Genomic DNA, 16,218 nt, shown 5'->3' with positions numbered 1-16,218 from the left:
ATTTAGTTTAGATTATTAAAAAGATTGCTTACTTCGACAGGCTCAGCATAAACTTATGCTATGCGCAATGACGAGTGTTCTTCCAAGATTTATATTATTTTTTTGAATACGATGCTTCATCGATCCATCTGTCTTTGGTGTTGATGTCAATAAGATACAGAATATCTTTTTGTTTTGTAAGCAGTAAAGTTTTGGTAACCGGAATGGGAACTCTTTTATTTTCAAGCATATTCGCCCGTAGAGAAAGAATGTTCTTTTTTCTGATAATATCACCTGTGAAAACATTTGAGCTTGTTTCTCCGGTAGCTTTATCATCAAAAACTTCTACGTAGGTAGCGTTATTTCCTTTAATAATAATAAAATCCCTTTCTGTGTGGTCTTCCGCGTCTTTAATGAAAACAAATTTTTTGTTGTCTACACTTTCATTTTCCAGATGTTGATTGATGCCTTTTTTTTCTTCAAGGATGGTAAGAATTTCATTCATTGATCCGTATTGAGCTTTTAAACCCAATGCTCCCAAAAATAAAACCCCGATAAATAATTTTTTCATATAATGTGTTTATAAAAAAGTTTTGCCAAGACTCTGAATCCTGACAAAACTTGTAATTGTATTTTTTAATTAAAGATTACCTCTTTTCTCTTGCTCTCTCTCTAATGCTTCGAACAATGCTTTGAAGTTACCGGCACCAAAACTCTGTGCACCGTGTCTTTCAATGATTTCGAAGAAAAGAGTAGGACGGTCTTCAACAGGCTTCGTAAAGATCTGTAAAAGATATCCTTCTTCATCATGATCAATAAGTATACCTAAATCCTGTAATTTCTTTAGATCTTCATCGATATGGCCAACTCTTTCAGGAACCATGTCGTAATATGCTTCTGGTGGAGCAGAAAGGAATTCTACACCACGTTTTTTAAGTTCAGTTACTGTGTGGATGATGTCTTTTGTAGCTACAGCGATGTGCTGCACACCTTCTCCTTCGTAGAAATCAAGATATTCTTCTACCTGAGATTTCTTTTTACCTTCTGCAGGCTCGTTGATCGGGAATTTTGCGAATCCGTTTCCGTTGGACATTACTTTAGACATCAATGCAGAATATTCTGTGTTGATCTGTTTGTCATCAAAAGAAAGGATATTTACAAATCCCATTACTTTTTCGTACCATTCTACGGTAGGAATCATTCTGTCCCAACCTACATTTCCAACGCAGTGGTCTACATATAATAAACCTGCGTCTTCCGGTTGATAAGCACTTTCCCACTTTTGGTAACCAGGCATGAAAGGACCTGTGTAATTTTTTCTTTCTACAAACATGTGAACAGTCTCTCCGTAAGTGTAAACTCCGGACATTCTTACTTCACCATGCTCGTCTGTTAAAGTTACAGGCTCTAAATATGGTTTTCCACCTCTTTTTGTAGTTTCTTCGAAAGCTTGGTAAGCGTCATCTACCCAAAGTGCCAATACTTTTACTCCATCTCCGTGTTTTTTTACGTGTTCGTTGATTGGTGAGTCAGACTTAAGACCAGTCGTTAAGATCAGTCTAATTTTTCCTTGTTGAAGAACATAAGATGCACGGTCTCTTACTCCTGTTTCAGGACCAGCGTATGCCACAGACTGAAAACCGAAAGCGGTTTTGTAATAATGAGCAGCCTGTTTAGCATTTCCAACATAAAACTCAATGTAATCTGTACCATTAATAGGCAAAAAATTCTCTGCTTGAGCAATTTTTTCGGCAAATGTAAGTGTTGACATATTTTCTCTTTTACTTTTATTTTATAGGTATGCAAAATACAAAATTCCCTGAAACCTTAAAAATAATAATGGTGAATCCTTGAAGATAGTTAACATAATCATAAAGAAGAGTTCATTTAAGTATATTTAAGTTTCTTATATCACGATTAGGTTATTTACATTTGTGTACACAAAGCAAGTGGAAAAAAAATATTTCGAAAATGTGAAAGCCGTAGATCTCTACGGCTTTCATTTTTTATTTTATTCGATTTTCTTGTTTAATCTTCCTGCGTCGGGATTGTAATTGTCCCATATTTTCCAGATGTTGTCTATCTTTTTTATGAAATAGATTTGTGTATTAAGTTGATTTACAAAATGTTCTTCGCCAGATTCTCCAACTTTAAATAAAAGATTCCAGAATTCCTGAGATTCTAATATTTTTTTATCCGGTTCATCAGTAACAATATGAATATCGAAAACTTCGAAGTTGGAACGGTTGTTTTTTGTCACCAACTGAAAATCTCGTTCACATAATTCTCTGCTGAATTGTGATGCTCTTTCCAAAAACGGAGAATCATCAAAAACCAATGGTTTGAATAATTCTGTTTCATGATTAGGGAATTTTTTATAAAACTCAAAAACAGTAGCACAATAATCATAAACCATTTGTTTTAAAAATGCCTGATCATCTGAATCATTTTCCTGTTTTTTCTCTTTTATAAACTGTATGTAAGCGTTGAGGTCTTTATAACCTAAAAAAATACATATTTTATCTAAAGTTTTTAAAAACCTTAAATCATTATGGGTTTTATCCTGATAATCATTTTCAAAAAAACGTTGTAAGGTAACATGCGAAATAGTGTTTCCTATTTCGAATTTTTTTCCGCCCTTCATCTCTTCAGATTCCGACAGCTCATCTTTGATGATCTCAGAAAGAATTATATAATGGCTTCTTTTCCATTCGTCAACATTCCCTAAAACTGAGTTTTTTACTTTAGAATGTTTTATGACTTCCTCCCTTATCGAATTATATATAGTCTTCAAGTTCTAGATTTTAAAAGTGATTTTATCAAAAATACTGCCAAAACTTTAAGGCTTTTTTATGATTTTGTTTATGTTAAGTTAAAAATACGGTTTTTTTATGTCAAATAATTTAAATCAAAGAATAATTTCAATATTAACACTTGAACCTTTCAAAAGCTGCTCTTTCCAACATCTCTCTGTCATCGGGATGTGCAATGCTGATCAGTTCCTGCGCTCTCTGGCGTAAATTTTTCCCGTAAAGATAGGCTGTTCCGTATTCCGTGACCACCCAATGAATGTGACCTCTCGTTGTAACAACGCCCGCGCCTTGTTTTAGGAAAGGGACAATTCTTGAAACGCCTTTTTTAGTTCTTGAAGTGATGGCGATAATGGGCTTTCCATCTTCGCTCAAGGCAGCACCTCTCATAAAGTCCATTTGACCACCGATTCCGCTGTATTGCATGGTTCCGATAGAATCTGCGCAGACCTGTCCGGTAAGATCAATTTCAATAGCAGAATTAATCGCAACCATTTTGTTGTTTCTCATAATGTTAATCGGGAAATTAACATCACTCACATCTTTGAAATCGAACACAGTATTATCATCTACATAATCGTACAGTTTTCTTGTTCCGAAACAGAAACTTGTGATTGTTTTATTATCGTGGTAACCTTTATATTTATTGTTAATAACGTCATTTTGAATCAGATCGATAACACCGTCACTTAGCATCTCGGTATGTACTCCAAGATCTTTATGATTGCTCAGACATTTTAAAACCGCGTCAGGAATAGTTCCGATACCCATTTGTAAGGTTGATCTGTCGTCAATCAATTCAGCAACATTTTTCCCTACAAGCATTTCGTCAGGGCCAACCTTTGAACCATAATCTACGGTTTGAAGTTCTTCTTCATGCCAAACCAACTTGTGAATTCTGCTGATATGGATCATTCCATCACCGTGCGTTCTTGGCATTAATGGATTTACAATTGCAACAACTAATTTCGCAGTATCTACAGCCGCTCTTGCAACATCTACCGAAGTTCCCAATGTGCAAAATCCATGTTTGTCCGGTGGAGAAACAGTAATTAAAGCAACATCCAGTGGCAAAATATTTTTTCTGAAAAGAATAGGAATTTCACTTAAAAAAATAGGAACATAATCTCCATTTTCAGAATTAACCGCATTTCTTACCGGTGTGGAAACAAATAACGAGTTGACGAAAAAACTGTCTTTATATTCTGGTTTGGCAATTTCTACAGCTCCTTGTTGAGTGATAGAAACCATCTCTACATTTTGCAGTCTGTGGGATTGTCTTGCCAATTCATCAATTAAATAATTTGGAGTACATGCACTTCCATGAAAAAACACTCGGTTTCCGCTTTTGACGGTATAAATTGCTTCTTCTGCGCTAATATAATTATACATATTAGAGTTTTTAATTTTTATCTCTTAAAGATAATTAATATTGTATTTATTTGCTTTAAAAATGGTTGTATTTTTTTCAAACATTTGTCATATTCTAGAAAAAAATAAGGACTAAATGTGTATTTAGTCCTTATTTTATATTTTCAAACCTAACAGGTTTCAAAAACCTGTTAGGTTTAGTATATTGAATATTTTTCGTATCAAATTATTCTTCCAACCAAGAAGTTTTATATGAAGGATCTTCCACTTTCATTGCTTCTTCAGTAATTTTCAAAGGACGGAAAGGGTCGACCATCACCGCATATTCTTCTGTGAATTTTTTTCCGATACTTCTTTCCATAGCACCTGGGTGAGGACCGTGAACGATTCCTCCCGGATGAAGCGTGAAATCCATTAAATCGATATGATTACGACTCATGAAATCTCCTTCTGTGTAGAATAAAACCTCATCAGAATCAATATTTGAGTGATTGTAAGGTGCAGGAATTGCCATCGGATGATAATCATACATTCTTGCACAGAACGAACAAACCACAAAATTATGTGCCTCAAAAGTCTGGTGAACTGGTGGCGGTTGGTGAATTCTTCCTGTAATCGGTTCGAAGTTTTTAATATTAAATTTATAAGGATAAAAGTAACCATCCCAGCCTACAACATCAAATGGGTGCGTTGCGTAGATGAAATCGGTGATTTGATTTTCTTTTTTTACTTTAATTAAAAATTCTCCTTTTTCGTCTTTAGGTTCAACAAAAGTCGGTGCGATGATGTCTCTTTCGCAGAATGGAGAATGCTCCAAAAGCTGCCCGAACTCGTTTCTGTATCTTTTTGGAGTGTAAATAGGAGAGTGACTTTCCACTACGAAGAAAACGGTGTCGTCAGAGTTTAATTCAACCTGATAAATTGTTCCTCTCGGAATAATCAGATAATCACCAACAGAAAAATCCAGATTTCCTACAAAAGTTTTCAAAACTCCGCTTCCGTTATGAGCATATAAAAGTTCGTCACATTCTGCATTTTTGTAGAAATAATCCATCGATTTTCTTGGTTTTGCCAATCCCATTTTAAGGTCATTGTTCACCAAAAGTATCTTGCGGCTGTCCAAAAAGTCGTCTTCAGGAGTTACATTCATTCCCTTAAACATTCTTGGCGTTACGTTTTTATCAACGGCGATTTTCGGAGTTACATCTTTTGGTTCCCCAATAGATTTTATCTGAGTCGGACGGTGAATATGGTATAGCAATGAGGAGATTCCATGAAAACCTTCCGTTCCGAAAAGCTGTTCGTAGTAAAATTTATCTTCCGGAGACTTAAAAATAGTATGTCTTTTTGGTGGGATTTTTCCCGACTGGTTATATCGCATTTTACTTTTATATGTAGTTTCTCAAATTTAATAATTTTTCATGAATTGTTTTTAAGAATATTTTTCATAGAGTTTTGCTGTTCTAAAAATAAATGTTAGTTTTGTCTAACAATTTTAATTTCATGAAGCGAATATTATTTTCTGCCATCTTTTTTTCAGGCTATTGTTTTTCACAGGAAACGGATAGTTTGAATATAAATCAATCAAAAAAGGTTGATTCTGTAAAAATTTCACAACGGGAAGAAAGGACAAAACTGATCGATGATGTTGTGATTACCGGAACCATAAAACCGATCAGCAGATCTAAAAGTCCGGTGGCAGTGGAAATTTACAGTCAGAAGTTTTTTCAGAAAAATCCGACTCCAAATATTTTCGAGGCTATTGCAATGGTAAACGGCGTAAAACCTCAATTAAATTGTTCGGTTTGTAATACGGGAGATATTCACATCAATGGTTTGGAAGGGCCTTATACGATGATCTTGATTGATGGAATGCCAATTGTAAGTTCGCTTTCTACCGTGTATGGTTTAAGCGGAATTCCGAATAGTTTGATTGAAAGAGTTGAGGTTGTAAAAGGCCCTGCATCTTCTCTTTATGGATCTGAAGCGATGGGCGGAGTCATTAATATTATCACAAAAAATGCTTTGACCGCTCCAAAATTGAGTGTCGATCTTATGACAACAAGTTGGGGAGAAAATAATCTGGATCTTTCAACAAAATTTAATTTTGGAAAAAATGTCGCTTCATTATTAAGTTTAAATTATTTCAGTTTTAATGAAAAAATAGATCAAAATAAAGATAATTTCACAGATTCGGCTTTACAAAATAGAATTTCAGTTTTCAATAAATGGAATTTCCAAAGAAAGGAAAACAGGATGGCGAGTTTTGCACTGAGATATTTGTATGAAGACCGTTTTGGTGGAGAAATGCAGTGGAATAAATCTTACCGAGGAAGCAATGAAGTGTATGGTGAAAGTATTTATACGAATAGAGTAGAGGCTTTCGGGATGTATCAATGGCCGATGAAAGAAAATATTATTACTCAGTTTTCATATAATTTTCATGACCAAAATTCTTTTTATGGAAGTAATCCGTTTGATGCCACACAAAAAGTAGCCTTTGTTCAGACGTATTGGGATAAGAAATTGGGAAGTCATGATTTGATTGCTGGGGTTACTTACAAAAGAACTTTTTATGATGACAATACACCCGGAACTTTATCCGGAGACGGAGTGACGAATGAGCCGATGAAATCGCCGATTTTGGGAGCTTTTATTCAGGATCAGTGGGAGATTAATGATAAAAATACGTTGTTGTTGGGTTATCGATATGATTACGATAGAATCCATCATTCTGTGCATTCACCGAGGTTTGCGTGGAAATTTTCTCCGAATCCTTATCATACGTTGCGATTTAATTTTGGGACAGGTTTCCGAGTGGTAAATTTATTTACAGAAGACCATGCAGCTTTGACTGGATCCCGTGAAGTGGTAATTAAAGCTAATTTAAAACCAGAAAGATCAATCAATGGAAATTTAAATTATGTCTGGAAAATTCCTGTTGGAGGCAAGTTAATTAATTTGGATGCTTCTGCATTTTACACCTATTTCAGCAATAAAATTGTCGGTGATTTTGATACAGATCCTCAGAAAATCATTTACGATAATCTTCACGGATACGGCATTTCAAGAGGTGCTTCTGTGAATGTTGATTTCAGTTTCAGTTTTCCTTTGAGTGTTAATTTGGGAGTGACCTACCTTGATGTTTATCAAAAATTTGATGGAGAAGAAGAAAAAGTTCAACAGCTTCATGCTCCAAAATGGAGCGGAACGTATAGTTTGACCTATAAATTTTCAAACAATTTAGTGATTGATTTCACTGGACAGTTTTATGGCCCGATGCGATTGCCTGTTTTACCGAATGATTACCGACCGGAATATTCTCCGTTTTATACGTTGGCGAATATTCAGGTTTCCAAAAGTTTTAAATCTGGGTTTGAAGTGTATTGCGGAGTGAAAAACCTCTTCAATTTTACTCCGAAAGATCCGTTGATGAGACCGTTTGACCCTTTTGATAAGCATGTTGATGATCCGATCAACAATCCTAATCATTATACTTTTGATACCACTTACGGATATGCTCCGATGCAGAGAATTAGAGGGTTTCTGGGTGTAAAATATACTTTGAAATAAAGATTGGCTAACATTATAAAAAGATTTTTTGACGCAAAGATTTATAATTAGAATATTTTTCTTTAGAAAGCAAAGGCAAATAAATTTGCCTCGCGAAGCTAGAGTAATAGCTTCATCAAATCAACTTGTTGATTCATCTTTGCTCACTTTTACTAAATAGAGAAAATTAAAACTTTGCGTTTAAAAAAAAGATTTAAAAACAAAATAATGAAGAATTTCAAAATATTTTTATTTTTAATGTTTGTGCCTTGTCTTTGTCTCTCGCAGATAAAGACAGGCACTTTTTCTGACTTGGAAATTCTACAGAAAGAAACGCCAAAACCTACCATTATTCATCTTTATACAGATTGGTGTGCAGTGTGTAAGATTGAATCTTTTCAATTAAATAAAAGCAAGGATTTGGTTAAAATGATCAATGACAATTTTTATTTCATCAATTTCGAAGCGGAAAAAACGAAAGATAATATCAATTTTCAGGGAAAAGAATTCAATTATTTGCCGAACGGAAATTCAGGAATTCATGAATTGGCGTTGGCTTTATCTAAAAATAAAAAACAGCCTGTTTATCCGTTGTGGATTATTTTAGATTCAAAACAAAACTTGGTGTATTATCATGAAGGAGAATTTAAACCTGAAATAATGAAGCAGAAATTGTTGGAAATTTTTGCTTTGTAGTTCTGCTTATTTTGTTGGTTAATGCAAAGGCGCAAAGCTTTTAACAACTATCTGTTTTAAGGCGCAAGGATTTTATCTGCGATAAAATTTAGGGATGCATATTATAACGTTTGATGAAAATCTTTGATTTTCTTGCGCCTTAAAACAGTATATCATTTCATTCTTTGTGCCTTAGCGTTTACCAACTTATATTTCTTATTTGATTTAGCGGATGATTTATGCATAAAGTGAATTCTTAAAAATTCAAAAAAATCAGCTAGAGAATTATTAACATTAATTTTTATCCAACCATAATTTCACAAGCTCAGAATGATCTTCCACCCATTTCTTAGCCGTGGCTTCTTTGTCTTTACTGTCTTCCATTTTAGTTAAAAGATCAGCCATATTTTCATCATCAAAATGTACTTTAGAAAAGAATTTTGCCAATTCTGGGTGATCTTTGACAAAGCTTTTTCTGCTGTAGGTTTTAATCTGTTCTGCTTCTCCAAATGTCTTTTTTGGATCTTCCAGAAACTTAAGCTTCATTTTTCCAAACATCCAGTGGGGTTGCCATCCCGCTACAACAATCCATTCTTTACGTTTGATCGCATTTTGTAGTTCCGTAATCATGGCAATGGTGGAGGAATTGATTTGTTTATAATCCAGTTGATAATCAATAATGGCTTTATCCGTTCCAGATGTTAATCCGGCACCTTTTTCAATTCCAATGATTCTGTGATTGAATTGATCCTGATGCTGATTTAATTCTTCTATCGAATTAATCGGGACATATTCAGGAACCACCAATCCTATACGGCCGTTGTCATAATTGGTTCCGAGGTTAATTAATCCCGGAAATTTAGCAACTTTTTTAGCATGCGTGTAAGGCAACCAAACTCCCATGAAAAGGTCTGTATCTTCATTATTCATCGAAGCCAAAATCATATCTGTTGAAGCTTTCTGAATAATTACGTGATATCCTTGCTCATCCAGAACGGCTTTGGCAACGTGTGTCATAGCGACGTCTTCTGCCCAGCCGTCTACCATTCCGATGGTTATATATTTAGAGTTTTTTATATTTTCACATGAATTTAATACACCAAATATGGCTATTAAAATTGGAAAAAATAAGTATTTTAATTCCTTCATCTTATTGTTTTTTCTTTACAAATCCTTGAGTAATTCGGTCTAGAATAATGGCTAAAATCACCACGGATAATCCACTTTCAAATCCTAATCCTATATCCAGATTATTAATTCCTTCCAACACTTTTTCACCTAAACCACCTGCGGCAATCATTCCGGCAATAACGACCATGGATAATGATAAAAGTATCGTTTGGTTAATCCCTGCCAAAATAGTTTGCATGGCTAAAGGAAGTTCTACTTTAAATAGAATCTGGCGGTTGGTAGCTCCAAAAGCTCGTGCTGCTTCTACAATATCTTTCGGAACTGCTTCAATTCCCAAGGTCGTTAATCGTACGGCTGGCGGCATTGCAAAAATAATAGTTGCAAAGGCTCCCGGAACTTTACCGATACTGAAAAATAATACAGCAGGAATTAGATAAACGAATGCAGGCATTGTTTGCATTAAATCCAGCATCGGGCGGATGATTTTTGCAGCCAATTTACTTTTAGCCGCCCAAATTCCCAAAGGAACAGAGATGACCAACGCGGTAATGGTTGCGACAAAAATAAGGGCCAGGGTTTCCATGGTTTCTCTCCATAATCCCATTAAAAATATTAAAGTAAGTCCGGTTACGGTCATAATAGCGATGCCTTTTCCGGCTTTCCACCATGCCAATAATGTAAAAAGGAGAATGATAACATAAAATGGAGTGTTTACCAAAGCCCATTCAATTCCCATGATTGAGGAGTTTCCTACATGTTTTATGACATCGAATACAGGTTTCCCATTTTCTGTGAGCCAATTGATTGCAGTTTCTACATATTGACCAATATCTATAGTTTTATTCATTTTATTGATTGTTTGCGATTTCTTTTAATTCTATGATTTCTTCTTCGTTAAATTTTGTAGCTTCTATGATGAGAGATAATTGGGTAACAAGACCTAAAAATTTATTGTTTTCGTCTACCACAGCGATGGCCGATTTACTTCCGGAAATTAGCGGCAACATTTCTTCAACAGTTGCTTCCGCATAAACCGACGGAACATTGCTGTTGATAATTGATTCTACCGTAGGTTCTTTCTTCTTTGCGATTCTTACAACATCATTAAGCGTTACAAATCCTAAGAATTTATTTTGAAAATCCACGACTGGTAAGGTTTCCAAACCGGTTGTTCTCATTTTTCTTAAGGCACCTTCAGGACCGTCTTTTCTGAAACGTACGACGGTAGCTTTGTCGAACATCAAAGATTTGGCGGTGATGATTGTTTTACGGTCAACTTTTTCCACAAAAGCTTTTACATAGTCGCTGGCAGGATTGGTTAAAATATCCTCAGCTGTTCCGATTTGCTCTATCACACCGTCTTTCATAATGACGATACGGTCTCCAATTTTAATGGCTTCGTCTAAGTCATGGGTAATGAAGACAATGGTTTTTTGTAATGTATCCTGCAATTCAAGCATCTGATCCTGCATTTCAGATTTGATCAAAGGGTCAAGGGCGGAGAAAGCTTCATCCATCAATAGAACTTCAGGATCGTTAGCTAATGCTCTTGCTAATCCTACTCGCTGTTGCATACCTCCTGAAAGTTGAGATGGAAACTGGTTTTCAAAACCATTTAAACCTACGATGTCTAATGCTTTTTGAGCTTTTTTATCACGAGAAGCCTTACTTTCACCTCTGATTTCTAATCCGAAGCCTGCATTGTCTAGAATATTATGATGGGGTAGCAGTCCAAATTTTTGGAATACCATACTCATTTCGGTTCTTCTTACTTCCAGAAGCTCTTTATTATTTTTATCGGTAATATTATCATCATTGATATATACTTTTCCTGAAGTAGGCTCATTCAGTCGGTTTAGGCAACGCAGCAAAGTAGATTTTCCACTTCCTGATAGTCCCATGATGACAAAAAATTCACCTTCGTAGATCTCAAAACTAGCTTTGTTGATTCCAACAGTACAACCCGTTTTTTCAAGAATTTCCTTTTTGGAAAAACCTTTGTCTAAAAGTTCCTGTGCTTTTTCTTTGTTTTTGCCAAAAATAATAGTCAGATCTTCAACTTTAAGTTTTACTTTTCTACCGTTTTCAATTTTTTCCATATTCAGAATATTTGATTTATAAATGATATAAGAAACTGTACATCAATTAATGATTATACGTTTAATCTTGGTTGTTCTGCTAATAACGATAGTACAAAATAGTCTGTAATAGCTTTTAATGATAAAAACTTTTTACAATAAAATATGAGCATAAAAACCTGTAGCCTTATGTTTATATTTTAAATATTTCAAATAGATTATACTCTAGAAAAAGAGTGAATCAAGTAAAAAAGAAGTTAATCTTTTAATGAGATTCTACAAATAAATTACTGATGATGTAATTACAGATATGTGTACTGAACAACTTAGATTTCTACATTTCATCAAAATGCAGGCCAGCATAAAAAAGCTGTGTATCAATTTCTTATGACAGTGCAAATTTACGAATTATATATTAAATGGATTTTTTAAGGCCTAAAAAGCTGGTTTTAAGCCTGATGATGGAATGAAAAATTCATGGAAATTTAGCTGTAAAAATTTAGCTAAAAAAATGATTTATATGAAGAATTTAAGTTTTTAAAACAAAAAATTATCTCTGCATAAGATGAAAGAAATTACTCAAAACAACAGCAATAATTCCCAAAATAGCGGGCAATGCCTGAACGAAAAATATTCTTTTAGTTGCAGAAATAGCGCCATAAATTCCGGCAATAGCGACACAACTTAGGAAAAACAGAGAAACATTGGTTTGCCATTTCGGATCTTCAATTAATAAAGACCAAATTAATCCTGCAGCCAGAAAACCATTGTAAAGTCCCTGATTAGCGGCTAAACCTTTTGTGGGCTTGAACATTTCTGCAGGTAAAGCAGCTTTGAAAACTTCCTTTCCTTTTGTTTCCCACGCAAACATTTCCATCCAAAGAATGTAGATGTGTTCTATTGCGACTAGGGCGATCAAAATTTTTGCAACGATGTCCATGATTTAATGTTTTTTGGAATTGTAAAACTAAAAAAATAAAGTTAAGTTTGAGTACTAAATTTTACAATGGAAACTTTCAAGGCACATTTAGATAAATTCATTACGATTAATGACGAGGAATTTGCTTCTATTATTTCTTTTTTTCAAGTTCTGAAAGTGAAAAAGAAAGAAAATCTGATGCTTGAAGGCGATGTCTGTAAATTTAAATATTTCGTCTTGGAAGGATGTCTGAGAAAGTTTTTTATCAATGAAAAAGGAGTAGAGCAAACCACGGAATTTGCTATCGAAACCTGGTGGATGTCTGATACTTTTGCCTTTGAAAAACAGATGAAATCAAGCTTTAATATTCAATCTGTGGAAAATTCCAGAATTTTGGCTATCGATTATCAATCTCAGGAACTTTTATTAGAAAAGCATCCTGTTATGGAACGCTATTTCAGAATGGTGTATCAAACTGCTTATGCAGCGGCAGAGAAAAGAATCCGTTATATTTATGAGATGACGAAGGAAGAATATTATGTGCATTTCAGTACCTTGTATCCTTGGTTTATTCAAAGAATTCCACAATATCTGATTGCTTCCTTTTTGGGTTTTACTCCGGAATATTTAAGTGAAATCAGAGCAAAATTACGTTCTTAAACCAGTTTAAGATTTTTACAATTTAGAAGTTGCAACTTTGCCCTGTTAATAAAAACAACGATTATGACAGGCAAAAAAGATTTTCAATTCCCACAACTATTTTTAAGGTTAGCCATCTCTGTGACAATGCTTTCCGCAGTTGCCGACCGATTCGGATTTTGGGGTAAAAACTCAGCTTGGGGAAACTGGGAGAATTTTGAAAAGTACACCCAACAACTGACTTCTTTTCTTCCTGAAAGTTTAAGTGTATTTTCAGCTTATTTCGCCACTTTTTTAGAAATTCTATTCCCTTTATTATTACTTATTGGATTTAAAACTAAGATTGCAGCTTACGGCGCAGGTTTTTTACTACTCATTTTCGCTTTATCGATGACGATGGCTTTAGGAGTTAAAGCTCCTCTGGATTATTCTGTCTGGGTAGGAAGTGCGGGAGCGTTTTTATTGGCGAGTCAACATCAGTTTTCATTAAGTATCGACGAATTAATCAAGAAAAATTAATCAAATAAATATAAATAATATGAGCGCAAGAGTAAACATCGCGACAGCAGAATCAGCAGCTTACAAAGCAATGATGGGATTAGAAGGATATCTTCAGACGATTTCTTTAAACCATATTCAGAAAGAATTAATTAAAATCAGAGCTTCACAGATCAACGGATGTGCTTTCTGTTTGGATATGCACACAAAAGATGCGATGAAATATGGAGAAACTCCACAAAGAATCTATCTTTTAAATGCCTGGAGAGAAGCGTTGGAACTTTACACAGAAGAAGAGCAAGTATTGTTGGCAATGACGGAAGAAATCACTTTGATCAGCCAAAAAGGGCTTACAGAAGAAACGTATTATAAAGCAAACCAATTGTTTGATGAATCACAAATTGCCCAAATCATTATGGCAATCGTTACAATCAATGGTTGGAACAGAATTGCAATAAGCACGCACATGCCGATTGCAAAATAAATTTTCTAGAATAAGTTATTTACCAAAAAGCGCTTCCCAATGTTGAGAAGCGCTTTTTTCTTGTTATGAAGTCATCTTATGTTTTCCTAATGCAAACATAGGATGACAATGTGTACTAAAGTTTGCCCAATTCAGCATTAATAAAATTCAATTCCTCTTGTGATAAATCGAAAGACATTGCTTTTGCATTTTCAATGGCTTGTTGAGCGTTTCTTGCTCCTGCCAAAACAACTGTGATTGCGGGTTGTAAAGTCGTCCAACGCAAAACTAACTGTGAAAGAGTAGCTCCTTTTTCCTGAGCAATCGGTTCAATTTTCTCTAAGAATGTTTTTACTTTATTAAGATCAAACTGAGAAAAATATCCGTTTCTGTGGTCGTTTTCTTTTAACTTATCTTCTTTGAAATATTTTCCTGTCAAAAGACCTCTTTCCATCGGACTGTATACGATAATTCCAGAATTATTTTCCAAAGAATAGGGAACCAAATCGTTTTCAATCGCGCGGTTCAACATGCTGTAAGAAACCTGATTGCTTGCTAAATTCAACGTCCTGTTAGCTTCCTGCATTTGTTCAACATTGTAATTGCTTACTCCGGCTGAAAGAATTTTTCCTTGTTGAATCAGTAATTCCATAGCTTCCATGGTTTCACAGATGCACGTTGTGTTGTCCGGCCAGTGAAGCTGTAGAAGATCAATGTAATCTGTTCCTAATCTTTTCAAACTTTCTTCAACTTCTTTAATGATATTTTCTTTTGAAGCTAATTTATAAACAGGAAGCGTTTTTCCGTCATCATTAGCGTCGAAGAAAAATTCTCCTTTTCCATTGTTGCTTCCGTCCCAAACCAAACCGAATTTGGTTAATAACTGAATTTTTGAACGGTCTTTTCCTTTGATGGCTTCTCCGATCATTTCTTCACTCAATCCAAAACCGTAGAAAGGTGCAGTATCAATAGAAGTTACGCCATGATCCAAAGAAGCATGGATAGAATCTATAGAGTCTTTTTTCTCATTTCCACCCCACATATTTCCACCGATCGCGAAGGCTCCGTGCGTAATGACGGATAGTTCCAGATCTGTGTTTCCTAATTTTCTATATTCCATTTTTTTTCTTAATTTTTTAAGTTGATTTAGCCATAAAAGTCACAAAAGTTTTTATTGAAACACTTTAGACCACTTTAGTTTTAAAGTTTAAAGTTTAATGTATTGAAAATAGTAAGATCACATAAGCCGAAAATCTTAGATTTTCAAAAACTTAAGTGTTCTTTTCAACAAAATAATTTTAGCTTAAAATAACTTAAGTGTAAAAGTCTTTTGTGGTTAAAATATTTAATAATTACTTATTTAATTCCTTTAAAATAGCCTCACCTACACTTTTTGCAGATTGAGGATTTTGCCCAGTAATCACTCTCTGATCCGTCACCACATGATTCTGCCAAAGTCCTGATTTCTCAAATTTTGCGCCTCTTTCTTTTAATTTATCTTCCAAAAGAAAAGGAACTACGTTGGTTAATTTCACTTCAGCTTCTTCTTCATTGGTAAAAGCATTGATTTTTTTACCGTCAACTAAATATTTTCCATCGTTCAATTTAATATTCACCAAACCTGACGGACCATGGCAAACTGCAGCTACAATTCCTCCGTTTTCATAAATTTTTGAAGCAATGTTGGCTAATTCTGTATTCTCGGCAAAATCCCACATTGCTCCGTGACCTCCGGCATAAAATATGGTTGAATAATCAGCGGGGTTTACTTGTGATGGAGTCAAAGAATTGTCAATTTTACTTTTGTCTTTGCTTTCCCAAAACTCTTTGTTTACGGGATCTTTTAAATCAAATCCGTCAACGGGAGGAGTTCCACCTTTTGGACTTACAAAATCTATTTCGTAACCCGCTTTGTGCAAAACTTCCCAAGGATGAGAAACTTCCCCCAGATAGTATCCTGTATTTTCGCCTATATCACCTTTTTTGTCATGACTGGTAATGACAAATAAAATTTTCTTTTTCATATTTTTTGATTTTTTGGTTTGAGCTTGAGCAAATCCTATCGTAAATAAAGCAAGAATTAATAATGCTAATTTTTTCATA

The 16,218-nt window shown here is 34.6% G+C and carries 16 protein-coding genes; 5 read left to right on the top strand and 11 right to left on the bottom strand.

From position 1 onward, the window contains the following. Window positions 1-94: 94 nt before the first annotated feature. The 5 genes from A0O34_RS03820 to A0O34_RS03800 all read right to left on the bottom strand — a co-directional run bounded on the left by A0O34_RS03820 (window position 95) and on the right by A0O34_RS03800 (window position 5,541). Window positions 95-550 carry a hypothetical protein gene (locus tag A0O34_RS03820; protein WP_066751376.1) on the bottom strand — a complete coding sequence of 152 codons (456 nt, stop codon included), beginning with the start codon at window positions 548-550 and terminating at the stop codon, window positions 95-97. Between the two features lie 69 nt (window positions 551-619). Further along, window positions 620-1,750, bottom strand: coding sequence for a 4-hydroxyphenylpyruvate dioxygenase (hppD, locus tag A0O34_RS03815; RefSeq protein ID WP_066751374.1), 1,131 nt, complete (start codon window positions 1,748-1,750; stop codon window positions 620-622). Between the two features lie 240 nt (window positions 1,751-1,990). After that, window positions 1,991-2,773 carry a hypothetical protein gene (locus A0O34_RS03810; RefSeq protein ID WP_066751371.1) on the bottom strand — a complete coding sequence of 261 codons (783 nt, stop codon included), beginning with the start codon at window positions 2,771-2,773 and terminating at the stop codon, window positions 1,991-1,993. 133 nt (window positions 2,774-2,906) lie between these two features. Beyond that, complete coding sequence (locus A0O34_RS03805) at window positions 2,907-4,181, bottom strand: acetyl-CoA hydrolase/transferase family protein (RefSeq protein WP_066751368.1); 1,275 nt, start codon at window positions 4,179-4,181, stop codon at window positions 2,907-2,909. Between the two features lie 205 nt (window positions 4,182-4,386). After that, the gene (locus A0O34_RS03800; protein WP_066751366.1) at window positions 4,387-5,541 is read right to left on the bottom strand and encodes a homogentisate 1,2-dioxygenase; all 1,155 of its coding nucleotides are present in this window, start codon (window positions 5,539-5,541) and stop codon (window positions 4,387-4,389) included. Between the two features lie 122 nt (window positions 5,542-5,663). Here A0O34_RS03800 and A0O34_RS03795 point away from each other — a divergent pair, with 122 nt between their 5' ends. Together A0O34_RS03795 and A0O34_RS03790 are read left to right on the top strand one after the other, a co-directional pair. After that, entirely contained in the window at window positions 5,664-7,733 is a 2,070-nt protein-coding gene (locus tag A0O34_RS03795) for a TonB-dependent receptor plug domain-containing protein (protein ID WP_082891241.1), read from the top strand. 207 nt (window positions 7,734-7,940) lie between these two features. Then, window positions 7,941-8,408, top strand: a complete 468-nt coding sequence (locus A0O34_RS03790) for a thioredoxin domain-containing protein (RefSeq protein WP_066751364.1) — start codon at window positions 7,941-7,943, stop codon at window positions 8,406-8,408. 273 nt (window positions 8,409-8,681) lie between these two features. Here the strand turns inward: A0O34_RS03790 and A0O34_RS03785 are convergent, their stop codons facing one another. The 4 genes from A0O34_RS03785 to A0O34_RS03770 form a co-directional block, all read right to left on the bottom strand. Continuing rightward, entirely contained in the window at window positions 8,682-9,536 is an 855-nt protein-coding gene (locus tag A0O34_RS03785) for a glycine betaine ABC transporter substrate-binding protein (protein ID WP_066751362.1), read from the bottom strand. A gap of 1 nt (window position 9,537) precedes the next feature. Continuing rightward, a complete protein-coding gene (locus A0O34_RS03780) occupies window positions 9,538-10,365 on the bottom strand; it encodes an ABC transporter permease (RefSeq protein ID WP_066751359.1) in 828 nt (275 codons plus the stop codon). Between the two features lies 1 nt (window position 10,366). Then, window positions 10,367-11,617: a quaternary amine ABC transporter ATP-binding protein gene (locus tag A0O34_RS03775; protein ID WP_066751356.1), complete on the bottom strand. Its 1,251-nt coding sequence runs from the start codon at window positions 11,615-11,617 to the stop codon at window positions 10,367-10,369. A gap of 529 nt (window positions 11,618-12,146) precedes the next feature. Continuing rightward, a complete protein-coding gene (locus A0O34_RS03770) occupies window positions 12,147-12,536 on the bottom strand; it encodes a DUF1304 domain-containing protein (protein ID WP_066751355.1) in 390 nt (129 codons plus the stop codon). A gap of 66 nt (window positions 12,537-12,602) precedes the next feature. On the opposite strand from A0O34_RS03770, the gene A0O34_RS03765 reads away from it, so the two are divergent. From A0O34_RS03765 to A0O34_RS03755, 3 genes are all read left to right on the top strand, one after another. Beyond that, the gene (locus A0O34_RS03765; RefSeq protein WP_066751352.1) at window positions 12,603-13,175 is read left to right on the top strand and encodes a Crp/Fnr family transcriptional regulator; all 573 of its coding nucleotides are present in this window, start codon (window positions 12,603-12,605) and stop codon (window positions 13,173-13,175) included. Between the two features lie 63 nt (window positions 13,176-13,238). Then, window positions 13,239-13,673, top strand: coding sequence for a DoxX family membrane protein (locus A0O34_RS03760; protein WP_066751349.1), 435 nt, complete (start codon window positions 13,239-13,241; stop codon window positions 13,671-13,673). 19 nt (window positions 13,674-13,692) lie between these two features. Then, window positions 13,693-14,136, top strand: coding sequence for a carboxymuconolactone decarboxylase family protein (locus tag A0O34_RS03755; RefSeq protein ID WP_066751346.1), 444 nt, complete (start codon window positions 13,693-13,695; stop codon window positions 14,134-14,136). A gap of 115 nt (window positions 14,137-14,251) precedes the next feature. On the opposite strand, the gene A0O34_RS03750 is transcribed toward A0O34_RS03755, so the two are convergent. Next, window positions 14,252-15,235, bottom strand: a complete 984-nt coding sequence (locus A0O34_RS03750) for an aldo/keto reductase (protein WP_066751343.1) — start codon at window positions 15,233-15,235, stop codon at window positions 14,252-14,254. A gap of 232 nt (window positions 15,236-15,467) precedes the next feature. Continuing rightward, window positions 15,468-16,217 (bottom strand): type 1 glutamine amidotransferase domain-containing protein, encoded by a 750-nt coding sequence (locus A0O34_RS03745; protein ID WP_082891090.1) that lies wholly within the window; start codon window positions 16,215-16,217, stop codon window positions 15,468-15,470. Window position 16,218 lies beyond the last annotated feature (1 nt).

Origin of the sequence: Chryseobacterium glaciei (assembly GCF_001648155.1) — a bacterium.
GTDB classification, from domain to species: domain Bacteria; phylum Bacteroidota; class Bacteroidia; order Flavobacteriales; family Weeksellaceae; genus Chryseobacterium; species Chryseobacterium glaciei.
Note: the sequence above shows the minus strand (reverse complement) of the source record. Positions and strands in the feature narration are given on the sequence as shown.